Consider the following 17986-nt stretch of genomic DNA (forward strand, 5'->3'; position numbering starts at 1 on the left):
TTTAAAAAACAATTTAAAAATGAAAGAAAAAAAATTTGAAACAATCTGTGTTCATAATAAAAAAATCAATTATAAATTAAGAGATATATCAGTTCCCATACATCTTTCCTCAACCTTTTATTTTGAATCTGCTGAAGAAGGAGGAAAGCTTTTTGAGGGGGAAAAAGAAGGTTTTATTTACACTCGTCTTTCAAATCCAACAATAAAAATTCTTGAAGAAACACTTAAAGAACTTGAAAATGGAGAAAGGGCTCTTGCTTTTTCCTCTGGCATGGGTGCAATATCAGCTCTTATTTTCTCTCTCTTAAATCAAGGTGATAAGGTTATATACTCAGACCCCTTATATGGGGGAACTTTTGCTTTATTCAAAAGGCTTGAAAAAAAGGGATTATTTACCTTTAAGGGTATATACGCCAAAAGATTTACTGAAAAATTAAAAAAAGAAATTGACAAAAAAACAAAACTCATATACATAGAAACACCTACAAATCCTACCCTTGATATTATCGATATAGAGGAAACTGCAAAAATTGCAAAGGAAAAGGGAATAATTCTTGCTGTAGATAATACTTTTGCAACTCCCTATCACCAGAGACCACTTGAGCTGGGTGCAGATGTGGTTATACATTCTCTCACAAAATATTTAGGTGGTCATACAGATTTAATAGGTGGTGCTCTTATTGGTAAAAAAGAAATAATTGATGAAATCGATAAAGAAGAAAAAGCTCATATAGGAGCCTGTATATCACCTTTTAATGCATGGCTAACCTTAAGGGGTATTAAAACCCTCGCAGTAAGGATGAAAGTTCATTCTGAAAATGCCATGAATTTAGCAAAATTTTTAAGTGAACATCCAAAAGTAGAAAAGGTTTTTTATCCAGGCCTTTCTGACTTTGAAATGTATAAAATAGCCAAAAAACAGATGAAAAATGGTTTTTCAGGTATGCTTTCATTTATACATAAAAATGGAAAAGAAGGGGCTATGAAATTTATCAATTCTTTGAATCTCTGTGTTAAAGCAGTAAGCTTAGGAGCAGTTGAAACCCTCGTAGAACATCCTGCCTCAATGACTCATTCTACAATGAACGAGGAAGAACTTTTAAAAGCAGGAATACACCCTGGACTTGTTCGAATTTCAGTTGGAATTGAAAATATTGAGGATATAATAATGGACATAGAAAATGCTTTAAGGAAATCATGAAAGAAGATAAGATCTGCGTTATTGGTGCTGGTATCGCTGGGATAATGACTTCTTATTTTCTTGATAAGTTTGGTGCTAAAAGAATTACTATTTTTGATAGAGAGGTTCTTGCTTCTGGAACAACTGGTAAAAGTGCAGGTATTGTAGTTACCCATCTTTTTGATGAAATAGACATTGAATTATCAAAGAGAACAATAAAAATTCTTGAAGATATAAATGAAAAAAGTAAATTTAAATTTTTAAAAAAATATGATACAGTAACAGGTATTCATGAAGAGGAGAAAAAAACTATACTTGAAAATTTATTAAGAAAAAAATTTGTTGAATTTGAAATTTTTTCTCTTGAGGATTTAAAAAAGATATACCCTGTTTTTAAAGAAGAAAAAAAATACATAATTTCTAAAAATGGTCTTTATGTTGATACCGGAGAATTACTTTATTCAATTTATTCCTATTTGAAATATAAAAATCATGAGTTTAAATTTTTTAACGAAATAAAAGGATTTGAAATAAAGGAGGGAAAAGTAAAAGCCCTTATTACTAAGAGAGGTAAGTTTTATTTTGATAAATATATTCTTGCTATAGGTATATGGACTAAAGAAATTTTAAAAAGAGAAGAAATAAATATACCAGTAAAACCTTACAGAACACAATCTGTTATTTTAGAACTGAAAGAAGAGATTGATTTGCCTATATATAATGACATTCAGCACGGTATTTATTTGAGAAAAGAGTTAAAAAAAGAAATCTTACTTGGTGATGGAACTGAAAGAAAGGAGCAGGATATTAATAATTTCAAAACTTTTAATGATGAAAGTTTCCTTTTCAGTGTTTCAGAAAAATTACCCCAAATTATACAGGGTGCAGAAGAATTTGGGATAAAGGGAGGATGGGCATACCTCTGTCTTGCCACACCTGACAGAAAACCCATACTTTCAAAAATTGAAGATATTGAAAATCTTTATATATTCTGTGGTTTTAATGGACTTGGTATAATGAGATCACCCGCACTTTCTGAAATACTTGCAGAGTGTGTGCTTGAAAATCTTCCTCTTCCGGGGGAATTCAGCCTAAAGAGGTTTGATGGTATAAATGATTTTGAAATAAAAGAAGGTTTCTATCCTGAATGAAGAAGATACTTTTTGCTACTCATTCTCCTTATTATATAGGTGGAGAAAAAAGTATGTTAGATGTTTTGAAAGGTATAAAGAGCTACTTTAATGTTGCTCTTTTGGTTCCTGAAGGTGAGTTATATGAAATTGCAAAAAAGGAAGGAATAAAAGTTTATAAATTGCCCTTTAAAGATTCTTTGATATGGAAAACAAAGAGAAAATTTCTTTTACCCTTATTTAAAAGTGAAATTCCAAAAATTTTAGAGGGATTAAATAAAATTGTTAAGGATTATAATCCCGATATTATTTATACTCATTCTATGAAAATGCATTTATTTTTCTCCCTTTTCTTTTTAAAAAATAAAAAAAAACTTGTATGGCATTTCAGGGACATACCAGAAGAAAGTTCAAAATTTATATTTAAATTTTTTTCAATTTTTCCTAACAGAATAATTGCTATTTCTGAAGGAGTTAAAAGATTTTTCCCTATTAAAAGTAAAATTAGAGTTGTTTACAATGGTATAAAAATACCTGAAAAGATAGAAGAAAATAATAATATAAAAAAGAAAAGGTTTACAATATTGAGTGTTGGGAACATCCAGTACTGGAAAGCACAGGATTTAATAATTGAATGTGCCAAAAGGTTAAAAAATTTTGATTTCTGGATTATTGGTGATGCAATTCATCCAGGTGAAAAGAAATTTAAAGATAAAATAATCAAAAAAATAAAGGAAGAAAAAATTGAAAATGTTATTTTATGGGGAAAAAGGGATGATGTTTTTTCCTTTTATAAAGAATGTGATGTTTTTTTACATATTCCGAGGGCAAGAGAAGGATTTGGAAGGGTTATCGTTGAAGCAATGGCAATGAAAAAACCTGTTATAGTATCAAATGTGGCAGCTTTACCTGAAATTGTAAACGATGCAGGTTTTCTTGTAAGAAATGGAGATTTAGATGATATATGCAGTAAAATTCTTTTATATTACAATGATGAAAATTTAAGAAAAGAAATGGGGGAAAGAGGATTCATAAGATATAAAAATTTATTTACACCTGAAAAGATGATAGAAGGGGTTTTAAAATGCCTGAAAGAAATTATTTAAAATATTTTTTTCAAATATTTTTAATTACTTTTTTAGGTTTTATATTTGTTTACTATTCCGGCAAATCTATCGCAACAGGAAATATAAGGGTGCCTCTTTTTCTTTTTCTTTCTTTTTTATCAGCAGCTATTGCCACCTCTATAAAAACTGGAATATATTATCTATTTATCTACATAGTATTTATGGCTTTTATAAAAAGATTTTTATTTTCCTTTCAGGGTTTTACCTTTTATGACCCCACCTATTTAATTCCTGACATTGTAATTATTACCATGTTTCTTGTTGTGTGGAATAAGCACAGAGAAAAAATTATCTATGCTATTAAAAATAGTTTTACCTTCAAGGTTTTACTTATTCTTCAGATTATCTTTTTTTTAGAAATATTTAACCCTCTTCAGGGAAACTTAATGGTTGGAATAGCAGGTTCAAAGTTTCTTCTTATTCCATCGTTTCTATTTTATATAAGTTTTGGTATAGATAGAAAAACCCTAAAGAATCTATTAAAAATGCTTACCTGGCTTGGTTTTATTTCCTCTCTTTACGCAATCTATCAGTTCCATAAGGGTTTTTTTGAATTTGAAATACTCTGGGCAAAAAATGCAGGAATGGTTTCACTTTTTTTAGGTCAAAAATTGAGACCCTTTTCTTTTTTCCCGAGCCCTGGAGAGCTATCAGGTTTTTTAATGACAGCTGGGCTTATTGAGTTAGCCATGAGCAACTTATCCCTGGGAATAATTTTAACCCTTCTTAAACTTATTGTTTATGGTATAGCATCCTTTTATACTAATATAAGAGCAGGACCATTTATTTTTCTATTTCTTTTCCCATTAATTTTAGCCTTTAAAATAACTAAAAAAACTCTTGCTACTCTATCTTTATATTACTTCATTTTATTTGGAATTTTAACTTTTATTTCAGGTATATCTCTTTCTGAATTAAGATTAAATTTAAAGGGTGTGAATCCAGTTTATACTGAGCATTTTTTTCAAGGTATTATTGATCCAACTCAGAAAGGTTCCTCTTTTGTTCATAGGTTAAATTTATGGAAAAATGCTATTATATATATGTTTAGAAATCCTATCGGACATGGTATAGGTGTTTCGACTTTAGCTGCCAACAGGTTCGGTGGACCTCCCATGCATGTGGAAAGCACATTTATTTCAATGATTTATTCCTGTGGAATTTTTGGTTTTTTGAGTTTAATGTTTTTAACAATATATACAATCTTTAAGGGTTTTATAACACTTTCTCATAAATATGATAAAATAATTCTTGCGGTATGGATCGGTTTTGTTTCAATATTCATGGGACAGTGGATAGTCACCTACTTTCAGGGAGCCTTTTTCTGGCTTTCAATGGGAATACTTTTAAGATGGATAGATTTAAAGGAAGAACTTTAAGATTATTTTATCCAATTTTAATTATTATTTTATTTTTTTTGTCTTTTATTGAAATAATTTTTTTATTAAATTTAAGAATAAGGGAATTTTTATTTATTTTTTTTCTTTTTATCGGCATAGTTTTAATTATTTTAAATAATGAATTTGCCTTTTTTTATATACTTACTTACCTTCTTTTCATGCCTTTTTTAAGAAGAGTTTTACTTTTATATGAGAAATACTCACCAATTGAAATTTTATACCTTGTTCCTGATATTCTGATTCTCTTCCAGTTCAGCTATATTTTCCTTTCAAAAATTGAAAATTTTAAAAAAATTCTTTCATATAATGAATTTAAAGTCTTATTTTTCTTACAGATTTTGATGTTTCTTGAAATATTCAATCCAATACAGGGACCTTTAATTGTAGGTTTTGGTGGTGCAAAATTTCTTTTAATTCCTTCCCTTTTAGCCTATATTGCTTTTTTTAACAAAGATATATATTGTAAAAAAATAAAAAATTTCATTATATACGTTGGATTGATTTCCCTTTTTTATGCTTATTTACAGGTTGAAAAGAGTTATTTCTCCTACGAAAAAAAATGGCTTATCAATGTTAAGGCAGAATATGGGTCGCTCTTTGAGTTTTTTAATTCAAAAGTAAGACCCTTTTCTTTTTTTTCAAGTGTATCAGAGTTCGGGCAATTCATGGCAGTATCATCCCTCTTATCTCTCTTTTTTCTTAAAAATAAAATAAAATTTTTACTTTTTCCTCTTTTTATTTTCGGAATATACATTTCAGGGGTAAGGTCATCTTTTTACATGCTTTTCTTTTCAATTATTTTCTATCTCATTTTTAAAAGAACAAAAAACTACAGGAAATTGTTAAATGTTTTTTTATTAATATTTATTTCTTATGTTATTTTAGTAAGCATAATTAATTTGCCTGACATTGACACAGGGACCCTTCAGGGTAGATTTTTACAGGGAATTTTTGACCCTTTAAGAAGGGGATCATCTTTCCTTATCAGGTTAAACGCATGGATTGGTTTTTTAATTAATGCCATAACTGTAAGACCCTTTGGTTCAGGACTTGGAATCATAACAATGGCATCACGAAGGTTTTACATTCCGGGTCCTACTGTTGAATCCACTTTTTTTGGAATGTTTGTTGCCTGTGGATTCTTAGGTGGTTTTTTACTCTTTTATCTTGTAATTTCAATAATTTTTAAAAGTATAAAAAGTCAAAAAGAAATAAAAGAAAAAATATCATTACCCCTCATTTTAATAATTTCAATTTCCATAGGACAGCTATTAACTCAATACCTTATAGGAGCAATTTTCTGGAGTTCTATTGGGTTATGGGTAAAAAATTTCTACGGGAATAAACACGATAAATATAAAGATAATCATTTTGAAAAAGAAGAATATGTTCTGGAAAGATCTTTAAAACAGAATCAGCGTAAATTTTGATAAATGAAAGATTTTTTTCTCCTGATTTTAAAGTGTATATAAGGACAAAGGATTCGGGTAAAGCTTTTATACTTTTAAGATTTTCATAAAAAGTAAAACTTTTCCAGTCTGTAAAATGCATGGTTTCTCTTTTACCCCATATTGGTAAAAGAAGTTTTGTAATTTCAAAATGAGTTACAAGAAGGTCTTTTTCTTCTGTGTATTTATATACAAGCTCTTTTGTTTCTTTAAAGATTTTTAAATAAAAATTATGTTTTTTCATAATTAAATAAGAAGAAAATAAACCTGAAAGAAAAAAAAGAATAAAGAAAAATTTTTTCAATTTTTCCTTAAAGAGATTTTGCAAAAAAAGGGAATATCCTATTATAAGGAAAATCAAAAAAGGGAAAAGGTATCTTATACCTATAACTGAGGATAAAATCAGGTTCCTTTCTACTTTATCATGATATATGTAAAGAAGATAAAGAAAAATAGCTGGTAAAAATCCTATAAGTAAATTTCTTAATATTTTTATTTTCAAAATCCCTAAAAGACCAAAAATTAAAAGCAAAGGATAATTCAAATTTAAATAAACAAAGTAATCTCTAAAATTTTTAAAGAAATAAATTAAAGAAAATTTAAAATCAGGATGGTGCCTGCCGTATATAAAATAAAGGTATATAAAAATTAAAAATATAGAAATAAATGTAGATAAGATATAAAAAATTAAATTTATCCTTCTTCTTTTTTTAAAAGAGTCATAAATAAAAACAAAGGAATAAAAGAAATTAGGGGGTTTTAAAAGAACAAAAAGAAAATTTGTAATATAAGAAATATTTTTTTCTTTAATGTGAAAATAAAGGGTAAGTAAAAACAAAAAAGAGTTATAAAAATCTGGCATAACTGTTCTTGAATACAAAATAAAAGAAGGATGAAATAGATACAAAAGGGAAAATAAGGGATCTATATTTAAAAAAGTTAATATTTTATATAAAATAAAAAAGGAGAAAAGATGAATTAAAAGAGAAACAAAGAAAATAAAATAAAAATTAATTTTTAAAGGTAAAGATAAAAATATAAGGGAATAAAAGGGAGGATACTTTGAAACCATACCAATTCTTCCCTCATGAATACCCATTCCCCTTACCCAATCAGGAAATTTTAATTCACCCTTTGATAAAAATTCAGCCTGTATTACATAAGTCCCTTCATCAGCAAAGGAATAAAAAGCAGGGTAAAATTTAAAATAAATTAAAGTATAACTCAAAATTGAAAATAATACCAAAAATCTTTTAAAATTCATTTTAAAATATTATAAAAAAAAATTTTAAGTTTTCAAAAAATATGTTTAGAAAGGAAATTGTAATTTTTTTTATTTCACTTTTTATTCTTTATGTCTATTTTATAAATCATTACAGCTTTCATTCGAAAATACCTGCCCTTTTATTAACCAAATCCCTTATAGATAGAAAAACTTTTAATATTGACCCATATGTTATCCATACCGATGTAAGTTATAAGGATGGGCACTTTTATTCTGGTCTTGCTCCCTTTACTTCCTTTTTTGCTATACCTTCATATTTAATTTCAAAAATTTTTTTCAAAATCTTCCCTGAAAAATTAAAGTTTAAAATATATAACCTTATAGAAAAACAAAATCTTTTTTTTCTTAAAAATCCAGGAAGATATGGTAATTTCTTTTTATCTTATCCTGAACCTGAATTAAGGTTTATTTTAATTTTAACCACTTTAATTTTTTTAATAAGTTTTGTAATACCTCTTTCTCTCTATCAAAATTATCTTTATTTAAAAATTGTCCACCTTGAAAAGGAAAAATTAGACCTTTTATATCCTCTTTTATTTGCTATTACTTCAAATCTATTTTTTTCATCTACTACTATTATAACTCAAGGAATTTCCTCTTCCTTAATTTTTATCTCTTATTATTTTCTTTTTTATGAAAAAAAATTTTCTCTATCAGGTTTTCTTTCAGGACTTGCTATAGGTTTCGATTACACCTTTTTTATTTACTACATAATTTTTTTAATCTATCTTTTTTTAAAAGATAAAAGAAAAATATTACCTTTTATTACTGGAAGTTTGTTGCCCATTACAGTTTTATCTCTTTACCACACCTTGATCTTTGGTGCACCATACCTTACTCCATATCATTTTAGATACGAGGTAACAAAACACTGGCTTGAACCAGGGTATATGGGTATTGATCTTAGAAATATTAAAGAAATTTTTCCTTCCCTTTTCAGCATAAATTATGGAATAATACCTCATAATCTATTCATCCTTGTTCTTTTAATAAATATCAAAAAAATATTAAAAATAGAAAATTTTAAATTTATAATATCTATAATTTTAACTTCCTTCTTTGTGTGTGTTTTTACAGGTAAAATTAATTACGGTGGTGGATACCCTATTCCCAAATTTTTCTTACCAGCTATACCTTTCCTTTACTTATTACTCTTAAAATGCGAAAAAAACTTCTTATTTTATAATTCACTAATTCTTTCCTTTATTATTAACCTTTCAATTGTTATGTATGCAGGAATAGAATATAATCCTACTGTTTTGAAATTTTTTCTTATTTTTAAAAAAGGGCTTACAAACTATACTTTTATAAATCTTGAAGAATATATAAAACTTCCTTTTATTTTAAAAATTTTTATAAATTTATTAACCCTTTTTGTTTTAATTTTTCCCTTTTACATTTACAAAAAAAATGAAAAATAGTTTTACAAGAGGAACTGGTTTAATTGAAAATCTTTTAGCAAAACTAAGAGCAAAAAAAGCAGATTCTCTTATACCTGAAGAAAAAAGAAAAGGTATAATCCTTGACATAGGCTGCGGATATTTTCCTTTTTTTCTTTCCATGATTAAATTCAGAAAAAAAATAGGAATTGATAAAATTACCAAGAATAGAGTAAAGGATATTGAATTAATAAAAACTGACCTTGAAAAAATTAGATACCTCCCTTTTAAAGAGGAAAAATTTGATGTTGTTACTTCTCTTGCTGTTTTTGAACACATTGAAAGGGACAAACTTTTGAAAATAATTAAGGAAATAAAAAGGATATTAAAAAAAGGGGGTATACTTATACTCTCGACTCCAAATTTCTGGACAGACTTCATTTTAAAATTCTTATCAAATTTAAAAATCTTAAGTTATGAAGAGATAAAAGAACATAAAAAGTTATTTTCTAAGAAGAAATTAATCGAACTCCTCATCAAAGGAGGTTTTGAAAGAAAAAAAATTAAGTCAGGATTTTTTGAATTTGGATTAAATATATGGATAAGAGCTGAGAAATAGACTTGATTTTTTTTAAAGAATTAAAATAAAATATATTTAGAGATGCGGGCGTAGCTCAGTGGAAGAGCGCCAGCTTCCCAAGCTGGATGCCGCGGGTTCAAATCCCGTCGCCCGCTTTTAAGGAATTATCTTTCACCATAAAACTTTACCCGGTAAATTAATCAGAATACCCTTTAAAATAATTCCTAAAAGAAAAAAGTTAAGAATTTTAACTGGTCCTGCAAAAAATATAAGAATTTTATACGGTTCAGGTCTTATTTCCCAATGGATAGGAATATATGAAAAAAATATAATTAAAAAAATAATAAAATATTTAAAACCTGACAAAATATATTATGATATAGGAGCTCATATAGGGTATTATTCTTTTATATTTTCAAAATTAGGGAGAAAAGTTTACTCCTTTGAACCTCATCCTCTTAATTTCTATTTTTTAAAAGAACATATAAAATTAAATAATCTTAAAAATACTTATGTTTTTAATTTTGCAATTTATTCAGAAAATAAAAAAGTTTTCTTTGAATTAAATGATGATAGAACCGAAGGAAAAATAAAAAATTATGGTAACTTTTTAGTGGATGCATTCACACTTGACTATCTAATTTATGAAAAAAAATTTGATGAACCTGACTTTATAAAAATTGATGTTGAGGGTGCAGAATTTGAGGTTTTAAAGGGCTCACAGAAAATATTGAAATTTAAAAAACCCCTTATTCTAATAAGTATTCATAGTGAAAATCTAAAAAATGAAATTCTATTTTTCCTAAAAAAAATAGGATACAAAGAAAAAATAATTTCAAAGGATGTTCTATTTTTTTATTATGAAAATTCTATTTTTCCTTAACTCAAAATCTAAAGGTGGACTTGAAATTTACTTTATAAAAACAGCAATTAAATTGAGAGAAAAAGGCTTAAATGTGACAATATTCCTTAACAAAAAATCAGAACTAAAAATAAAAGATTTATGTAAAATAAATCTTAATGAAGCAATATTTAAAAATTGGGATATAGTTCATTTTTTTAAATCCTCTGATATCATTTTTTCACTTTTTTTGAAGGCAAAAAAAATTTTCTTTACAAATATGATGGGGCTTAATGTTTCAAAAAAGGATCTCTATCACAAATTCTTATATAAAAAAATTGATAAAATTTTCGCAATCTCTGAATGTGTTAAAAAAGAACTGGAAGAAAATTTACCTATAGATAAAGATAAAATAGTTTTAATTTACCCAGGAGTGGATGTAAATTATTTTAAAAGAGATGAAAGTTTAAGGAAAAATTTCAGAGAAAAATTTGGAATTAGTGAAAAAGAAATTGTAATTTCCAATACTTCAAGATTTGAGGAAAAAAAGGGACAGAAAGAATTAATAATGGTTTTTAAGGAACTATCAGAAAAGTATAAAAATTTAAAACTCTTTCTTCAGGGTGCAATTCAAGATATAAAATATTTTAAGGAACTAAAAAGGATTGCACCAGAAAATGTTTATTTCCTTAATTTTTCCCTGGATACAAAATCTCTACTATGTGCCTCTGACATTTATGTTTTTCCATCTCATTCTGAAGCCTTAGGATTTTCATTAATTGAAGCAATGAGCTCTGAATTACCCTGTGTTGCCTTTGCTGAAAGAGCAGTTCCAGAAATTATTGAAGATAATAAGTCTGGATTTTTAGTAAGGAATAAAAGCCTAAAAGATTTAAAAGAGAAAATTGAAATTATAATAAATGACAAAAATTTGAGAAAAGAAATTGGTAAAAAAGCAAGAGAAAGAGTAATAGAAAAATTCAACATGGATAAATATATAGAAAATTTAATTTATTTTTATAACTTAAAAGAAAATTTTTATTGAGTTAAGAATTTATTTTGCTTTAAGATTTAAATATGATTTTAAATTTCATTATCGTTTACATCTGGTCCCAGAGCACATGGACAGGAGGTAAAGATCAATTCTATTTTTATGATACAACAAAATTCTTAAACATAAATAATCTTGATTATTTTAAACCAGGGGGAAGTTTATCCTTAAAATATTCAGGATTTATACCACTTTTTGAACTTGATACTTCATCCTTATCAAAAGTATCAAAAATAACTGAAATTGATGGTTTTTTTTATTTTTTAAAATCGTATCCCTATGCAAAAATTTTTTATTCTAATAACTTAACTATTTTAAATGAATTTCCACCTTATCCCAATTTTCAAGAATTTCCTCCTGAAACAGTGAATGATATTTTAAAAAAGGGAAATATTTTCCTTTCCTGTGGAAAAAGGTATGGTCAAGACCTCGGATATATATATAAATTTGATGTAAATTCTAACTCTTTTATATGGCCACCAATTACATTTCCTGGTATAAATAATATTGTTAAATTATATAAAAATTTCCCTGGAATTTATATAAGTGCAGCTTCAGGAAGACAGTATCAGTGGATAAAATCAAATGACCTTTTTTCAAGTTACTCAACACATCAGATTGCTAATAACATACTTCTGGAGAAAAGCTGTATAGTTCCACATTACTCTATTTCTGATACTTTCCTCCTTGGAATTTTTTATTACAATGGACTTAGAAATATTTACTATTCCGATTACAATCCTCCTCAGGGAAGCTGGTTTAATCTTTATCCTTCCTATAGATCCTTTGATGCAGGAGAAATTGTTTTTGATTCAATTACTAATCGTGTTTATATTCCTGTAGTTAAAGCAGAATCAAGTGTAATAAGAGTTTTCAATATAGAAACTAAAACCATTGATACCACAATATACCTTGACAATTCACAGATATTTAATGGATTAACACTTGGAAAGGACAAAAGTATATATGCAGCAACCTTTTCAAAAGTATATAGAAGTATTGACAGAAAAAATTTTGAAATTATAGGTTTATTACCCAGAGCTTACTATGTATACCAAACCTCTGATTATGAACTCCTTGTTGGAACCTATGGACCTGCTAAAATTTTTAAGGCAGATTACTTTTCATCAGGTGACCTTGAATCATCAGTTTTTATTTCAAGGAACAAAAAAGAAGGGGCAACTTTTTTTAAAAGAGTTTTTATTGAAGGTGAAAATTTAAATTATGTAAGAGTTCAGATAAGAGGTGATACCCTTGACTCACTTCAAAATGCTCCTCCATGGAGTTCTTTACCCTATTTAAATAATGGAGATACTATCACTCACCTTAATCCTTATTCAAGATATTTCCAGTATAGAATTTTTATTAATAAAACATCCTCCAACAAAAGTCCAAGAGTTAACAGAATCTATTTTACCTATGACCTTGATACAACAGGACCTCTTATCACTAACTGCTTCATAAGTGATGGGAATATTTCACAATCAGGAATAGATATTGATGATAGGCTTATCATAGTTTTTAATGAAAAAACAAATAAACCCTATATAAGCTTAGCGGGTATTGATACATTGTTTTATATATCAGGTGGAACATTACTTGGTTCTGATTCTGTTAGATGGAAAAGTGATGATACTCTTTATATTTATTTATACCATGCTCTTTCACCACCCCAGCCTGGTGATACAATAAAAATTTTAAAGAAATTTATAAAGGATATTTGGAAGAATTCCTCCCTTTCTTATTCCTTAATAGGTGGAACATACGATGATTTAAATCCTCCTAAATTAAAGAAGATAATTTTAACCGATGGAAATACACCTGATAATGGTGCTGGAACAGGTGATACCGTCATCATGATATTTTCAGAAAAAACCAATACACCGCCCATTCCTCCTGAATCTCTTGATTCATGGTTTCCAATAAAAAATTCATGGCTAAATTCTGGATATTCAGTTCAGACTTTATGGAAATCACAGGATACTTTTTTAATCTTATTCAACGGTTTTGGAAAAGAACCACTTTTAAGAGATGATTCAGTGTATGTCTCAAATAACAACAAAATTAAAGACCTTGGTGGTAACAAGATAATTCCCCAGAAAATAAAAACAACAGGTTCTCTTGATAATAAAAATCCATATATTTCATCTGCAATTTTTTATGATTATAAACCCTTTTCTCCCAATCCAAATTCTAATTTTGACCATACTATTATAAAATTTTCTGAACCTATTATATTGATAAAAAACATTAGTAGAACAAATATTGACTCAGTTTTTAAATTATCCTTTAATCATTCCTGGTTAAGTGGTAATGGAAATGCAGAGAGATTAGAACTTTTAAACGATACAATATTTATAATTCAATTCTCCACAGATGGAGGAAATCCAACAGTAAGAGAAGGTGATACAATCACTATCGATTCCCTATTCTTTGTTGACAGAAATAAAAATAAAATAAAAGGTAAGATAATTCTTGAAAGATTTCTTGAAATAGAAGAAATATTTGAAAGAGATTTTTCTTTTTCTTTCAATATAAACAAAAATATAATTTCTATAAATTCTGATTTTCCTTTTTATTTAAATATTTTTGACCTTTCTGGAAGAAAAATATTTGAAGGTTCTTACGAAAGGGGAATGAAAAATTTTTATTTAAATCTTAAAAAGGGAATTTATTTTTTAAGCATAAAAAAGAAAGATAAGGAAATCTTAAAGAAAAAGATTTTCATAATCAAGAATTAATGTAATTTTTTTTCCATTTTAAAAAAACATAAATTGTCCATAATTTTTTTCTGTTATCTTTTTTTCCTTTTATATGCTCATCAAACAATTGTTTTACAAATTTTTTATTTAAAATTTCATCTTCTTCCTCAATTATATTCTCAAACTCACCTTTTAATGGTCCTTTAATCCATTTTGCAACAGGAATTCCAAAACCCTTTTTCCCTCTTTTAATTATTTCAGGAGGCAATTTATCTTTCATTAGTTTTTTTAAAATTACTTTTGTTTTAAAATATTTTAATTTTTTATTACTATCAATACTGAAGGCAAATTCAATAATTCTTCTATCAAGAAAAGGTGCTCTTACTTCAAGGGAGGCTGCCATACTGGCTCTATCCACCTTAAAAAGCACATCCTCTGACAAATAAGTTTTAAAGTCAAACCTTAATAAATCGTTTAAATTTTTAGGATAAAAGGAAACTGTATTTTCAACAAATTCTTCAAGATTAAAAACTGAATCAGGATAAAGAAAATCCTTAAAAAGTTTTCTTTTCTCTTCCTCACTAAAGGCTCCCATCCATACAAGGTGTCTTTTCCATATATTAAAACCTTCACCTTCAAGAAATTTCTTAACCACAAAATCAAAACTAAAATTTGAATAAGAAACGGGTAAATTTTTTCCAATAAAAGAGAAAAAAATTTTTAAATAAAAAGGTAAAAATTTATAAATTTCCATAATTTTATGAGAAAAGTAAGTTGGGTAACCCCCAAATAATTCATCTCCACCATCACCTCCCAGTGCAACCTTCACAAAATTCCTTGTATATTTTGAAAGTAAATAGGTCGGTAAAATGGATGCATCAGCGAAAGGTTCATCTAAAAAATCAAAAACTTCTGGTAAAATCTCTAACATTTTATTCTCATCAAAAACTTCTTCAAAGTGCTCTGTTTTTAAACAAAAGGCAACTTTTTTTGCAAATCTTGATTCATCAAAAGAGGGTTCTTTAAAGGAGATATTAAAGGTTTTTATTAAATCACTGTGCCTTTTTGCATAATAGGTAACAGTGGAAGAATCAATTCCTCCTGATAGAAAGATCCCAAGAGGAACATCACTTCTTAATCTAATTTTTACAGAATCTGAAATTATCTCATCAAGGTAATCTAATAAATTTTTTTTCTCTATTTCCTTTTTTTCAAATTTAAAGTAAGGTTTAATTTTAATTCTTTCATTTTCGTATATAAGAGTATGACCCGGTTTTAATTTTTTTATATTTTTAATAATTGAATAGGGTGAAGGAACATATTCAAGAGTAAAATAAAGGTTAAGAACTTTTAAATCTATTTCCCTTTTTATAAGGGGATTTGCAAGAATTGCCTTTAATTCTGAAGCAAATATAAAAAAATCATTAAAATCTCCATAATAAAGGGGTTTTTCTCCTGCAATATCCCTTGTTAATATAAGTTTTTTTTTCCTTTTATCCCATAATGCAACTGCAAACATTCCATTAAGATATTCTGGAAAATTTTCACCTTTTTCTTCATAAAGATGAACTAAAACTTCTGTATCGCTTTTAGTTTTAAAAAAATGCCCCTTTTTTATAAGTTCCTCCCTTAACTCAACAAAATTATATATTTCGCCGTTAAAAATAACACATATTGATTTGTCCTCATTGAAAATAGGCTGCTTTCCACCTTCAAGGTCAATTATTGAAAGTCTCCTCATTGCTAATCCTATATTATCTTCTATATAAAAACCTTCATCATCAGGTCCTCTTGTTTTTAATGTTTCATTCATTTTTTTTAAAATTTCAAAATTAATTTTTTCTTCCTTTTTATTTAAAATCCCGCAGATTCCGCACATTTTTTAAATTTTTTCTTTTATTATATAAGGAGTTTTTCCTTGGGATTCAAAATAATTTCTTATCAATATTTCCATTAAAAGACCCATTAAAATAAATTGGATTCCAACAGGGAAAAACATAAAGGCAATTAAAATTTTAGGGTTTCTGTGAACCCACACTTTCAAAAATAATTTATCATAAATTGTCCAGACTGTAAATATAAAACTTAGAAAAAGAAAAATTATACCTATTGAACCAAAAAAGTAAATCGGTTTAAGTAAATAACTACCCATAAACTTTACAGTTAAAAGGTCAAGCAATACTTTAAAAACCCTTTTTAGTCCGTATTTACTTTTCCCCTTTAATCTCTTATTATGCTTTACAGGAATTTCCTTTATTTTTGCTCCTTCAAAAGCACATAATGCGGGTAAAAAGCGATGCATTTCTCCATATAGCCTTAAATTTTTCACAATTTCACTTTTATATGCCTTTAATGTGCAACCGTAATCTTTCAGTTTTACACCTGTAATAAAAGAAATCATAAAATTCGCAATCCTTGAAGGTAAAACCTTTGTAAAAAAAGGATCTTTTCTCTCCTTTCTCCAGCCACTTACCACATCATACCCTCTTTCCATTTCTTCGATAAGTTTCTTAATATCCTCAGGGTCATTTTGAAGATCTGCATCCATAGTAATAATAGTATTACCCTTTGCTTCCTGAAATCCTGCATAAATGGCAAGTGTCTGACCAAAATTTCTTGAAAATCTTATTCCCCTTACTCTTTCATCTTTTTCCTTAAATTTCTTTATTATTTCCCATGAATTATCCTTACTGCCATCATCAATTAGTATTATCTCAAAATTTTCTATTTTATTTTTCAGAAGGGATTCTTTTAATTTATTAAAAAGCTCCTCTAAATTTTCTTCCTCATTATATATAGGTATAACAATTGAAATTAAATTTTTATTTTCCATTTAAATACAGGGACAATTAACTTCATGCCATTTTAAAAAATTTTCAATTCCTTTTTCAAGTGGAGTAACTGGATTATATTTTAAAATATTTTTTGCTTTTTCTATATCAGCATAAGTTTTTATCACATCTCCTTTTGGTAAAGGAGCTAATTTAATTTTAGCCTTTTTACCTAATAGTTTTTCAAGAATTTTTATGACCTTAAATATAGAGACAGGTTTTGAATTTCCAAGATTTATAATTTCAAAATCGTAATCTTTTAATTCTATAGCATTAATTATACCATCTGTAATATCATCAATATAGGTATAATCTCTTTTTGTTTTCCCCTCACCAAAGATTTCTATTTCTTCATTTTTTAAAATCTTTTTAGTAAAAAGATGAATAGCCATATCTGGTCTCTGGGAAGGACCGTATACTGTAAAAAATCTGAGAACAATAGTTTTTATACCGTAAAGTTTATTGTAGGTCTCGCAAAGCAATTCTCCTACTCTTTTTGAAAAGCCATATGGAGAAACGGGAGTAATTTTGGTGTCCTTTTCAGAAAACTTACCCTTTTTATTTCCGTAAACAGAAGAGGAGGAAGCAAAAATCAATCTAATTTTATTATCCTTTATAGTTTCAAGTATATTAAGAGAGCCTTTAATATTTATTTCAAAATATGTAAATGGGTCTTTTATGGAAGCCCTAACACCGGGTCTTGCTGCAAGATGAATAATAATTTCTGGTTCCTCATTTAAAATTACTTTTTTTAAATTTTCTTTATCAAGTATGTCAATATTAAAAAATTTAAAATTTTTGAAATCTCTAAGTTCTTCAAGATTTTTCTTTTTTAAATTTATATCGTAATATGGGTCAAAATTATCTATACCCACTATCTCATAATTTTTTTGAAGACATTTAAAGGCAAGATTTTTACCTATAAAACCGGCAACTCCTGTTATTAAGATTTTCAATTTTTAATTTTAAACCATTAAATACCTTTAAATCTATAAATTTCTGCAACTATTCCGCCTCCAAATATCACAAATT

General features: G+C 27.2%; 13 protein-coding genes and 1 tRNA gene. 11 read left to right on the top strand and 3 right to left on the bottom strand.

Going from position 1 to position 17986, the window contains the following annotated elements:
* Window positions 1-19 precede the first annotated feature (19 nt).
* The 11 genes from ABIN17_04590 to ABIN17_04640 all read left to right on the top strand — a co-directional run bounded on the left by ABIN17_04590 (window position 20) and on the right by ABIN17_04640 (window position 14162).
* The gene (locus ABIN17_04590) at window positions 20-1201 is read left to right on the top strand and encodes an aminotransferase class I/II-fold pyridoxal phosphate-dependent enzyme (GenBank protein MEO0284335.1); all 1182 of its coding nucleotides are present in this window, start codon (window positions 20-22) and stop codon (window positions 1199-1201) included.
* Entirely contained in the window at window positions 1198-2331 is a 1134-nt protein-coding gene (locus tag ABIN17_04595) for an FAD-binding oxidoreductase (protein MEO0284336.1), read from the top strand. Before ABIN17_04590 ends, ABIN17_04595 begins: the two co-directional genes overlap by 4 nt.
* On the top strand, window positions 2328-3416 hold the full coding sequence (locus ABIN17_04600; GenBank protein MEO0284337.1) for a glycosyltransferase family 4 protein: 1089 nt from the start codon (window positions 2328-2330) through the stop codon (window positions 3414-3416). Before ABIN17_04595 ends, ABIN17_04600 begins: the two co-directional genes overlap by 4 nt.
* The gene (locus tag ABIN17_04605) at window positions 3395-4816 is read left to right on the top strand and encodes a hypothetical protein (protein MEO0284338.1); all 1422 of its coding nucleotides are present in this window, start codon (window positions 3395-3397) and stop codon (window positions 4814-4816) included. Before ABIN17_04600 ends, ABIN17_04605 begins: the two co-directional genes overlap by 22 nt.
* Window positions 4789-6267 (top strand): hypothetical protein, encoded by a 1479-nt coding sequence (locus tag ABIN17_04610; protein ID MEO0284339.1) that lies wholly within the window; start codon window positions 4789-4791, stop codon window positions 6265-6267. Before ABIN17_04605 ends, ABIN17_04610 begins: the two co-directional genes overlap by 28 nt.
* Before the next feature lie 1323 nt (window positions 6268-7590).
* Complete coding sequence (locus tag ABIN17_04615) at window positions 7591-8991, top strand: hypothetical protein (protein ID MEO0284340.1); 1401 nt, start codon at window positions 7591-7593, stop codon at window positions 8989-8991.
* A complete protein-coding gene (locus ABIN17_04620) occupies window positions 8981-9568 on the top strand; it encodes a class I SAM-dependent methyltransferase (GenBank protein ID MEO0284341.1) in 588 nt (195 codons plus the stop codon). Before ABIN17_04615 ends, ABIN17_04620 begins: the two co-directional genes overlap by 11 nt.
* A gap of 44 nt (window positions 9569-9612) precedes the next feature.
* A tRNA-Gly gene (locus tag ABIN17_04625) sits at window positions 9613-9684 on the top strand.
* A 188-nt stretch (window positions 9685-9872) separates the two neighbouring features.
* Window positions 9873-10412 (top strand): FkbM family methyltransferase, encoded by a 540-nt coding sequence (locus ABIN17_04630; protein MEO0284342.1) that lies wholly within the window; start codon window positions 9873-9875, stop codon window positions 10410-10412.
* Window positions 10390-11415 (top strand): glycosyltransferase family 4 protein, encoded by a 1026-nt coding sequence (locus ABIN17_04635; GenBank protein ID MEO0284343.1) that lies wholly within the window; start codon window positions 10390-10392, stop codon window positions 11413-11415. The genes ABIN17_04630 and ABIN17_04635 overlap by 23 nt, the downstream gene beginning before the upstream one ends.
* A 32-nt stretch (window positions 11416-11447) precedes the next feature.
* The gene (locus ABIN17_04640; GenBank protein ID MEO0284344.1) at window positions 11448-14162 is read left to right on the top strand and encodes a T9SS type A sorting domain-containing protein; all 2715 of its coding nucleotides are present in this window, start codon (window positions 11448-11450) and stop codon (window positions 14160-14162) included.
* On the opposite strand, the gene asnB is transcribed toward ABIN17_04640, so the two are convergent.
* The 3 genes from asnB to ABIN17_04655 are packed head-to-tail and all read right to left on the bottom strand — an operon-like array spanning window position 14152 to window position 17910.
* The gene (gene asnB, locus ABIN17_04645; GenBank protein ID MEO0284345.1) at window positions 14152-16002 is read right to left on the bottom strand and encodes an asparagine synthase (glutamine-hydrolyzing); all 1851 of its coding nucleotides are present in this window, start codon (window positions 16000-16002) and stop codon (window positions 14152-14154) included. The two genes, ABIN17_04640 and asnB, sit on opposite strands and share 11 nt — an antisense overlap.
* Window positions 16003-16005: 3 nt before the next feature.
* Window positions 16006-16956, bottom strand: coding sequence for a glycosyltransferase family 2 protein (locus ABIN17_04650; protein ID MEO0284346.1), 951 nt, complete (start codon window positions 16954-16956; stop codon window positions 16006-16008).
* Window positions 16957-17910 carry an NAD-dependent epimerase/dehydratase family protein gene (locus ABIN17_04655; protein ID MEO0284347.1) on the bottom strand — a complete coding sequence of 318 codons (954 nt, stop codon included), beginning with the start codon at window positions 17908-17910 and terminating at the stop codon, window positions 16957-16959.
* Window positions 17911-17986 lie beyond the last annotated feature (76 nt).

The organism is candidate division WOR-3 bacterium (genome assembly GCA_039803925.1).
Classification (GTDB): domain Bacteria; phylum Hydrothermota; class Hydrothermia; order Hydrothermales; family JAJRUZ01; genus JBCNVI01.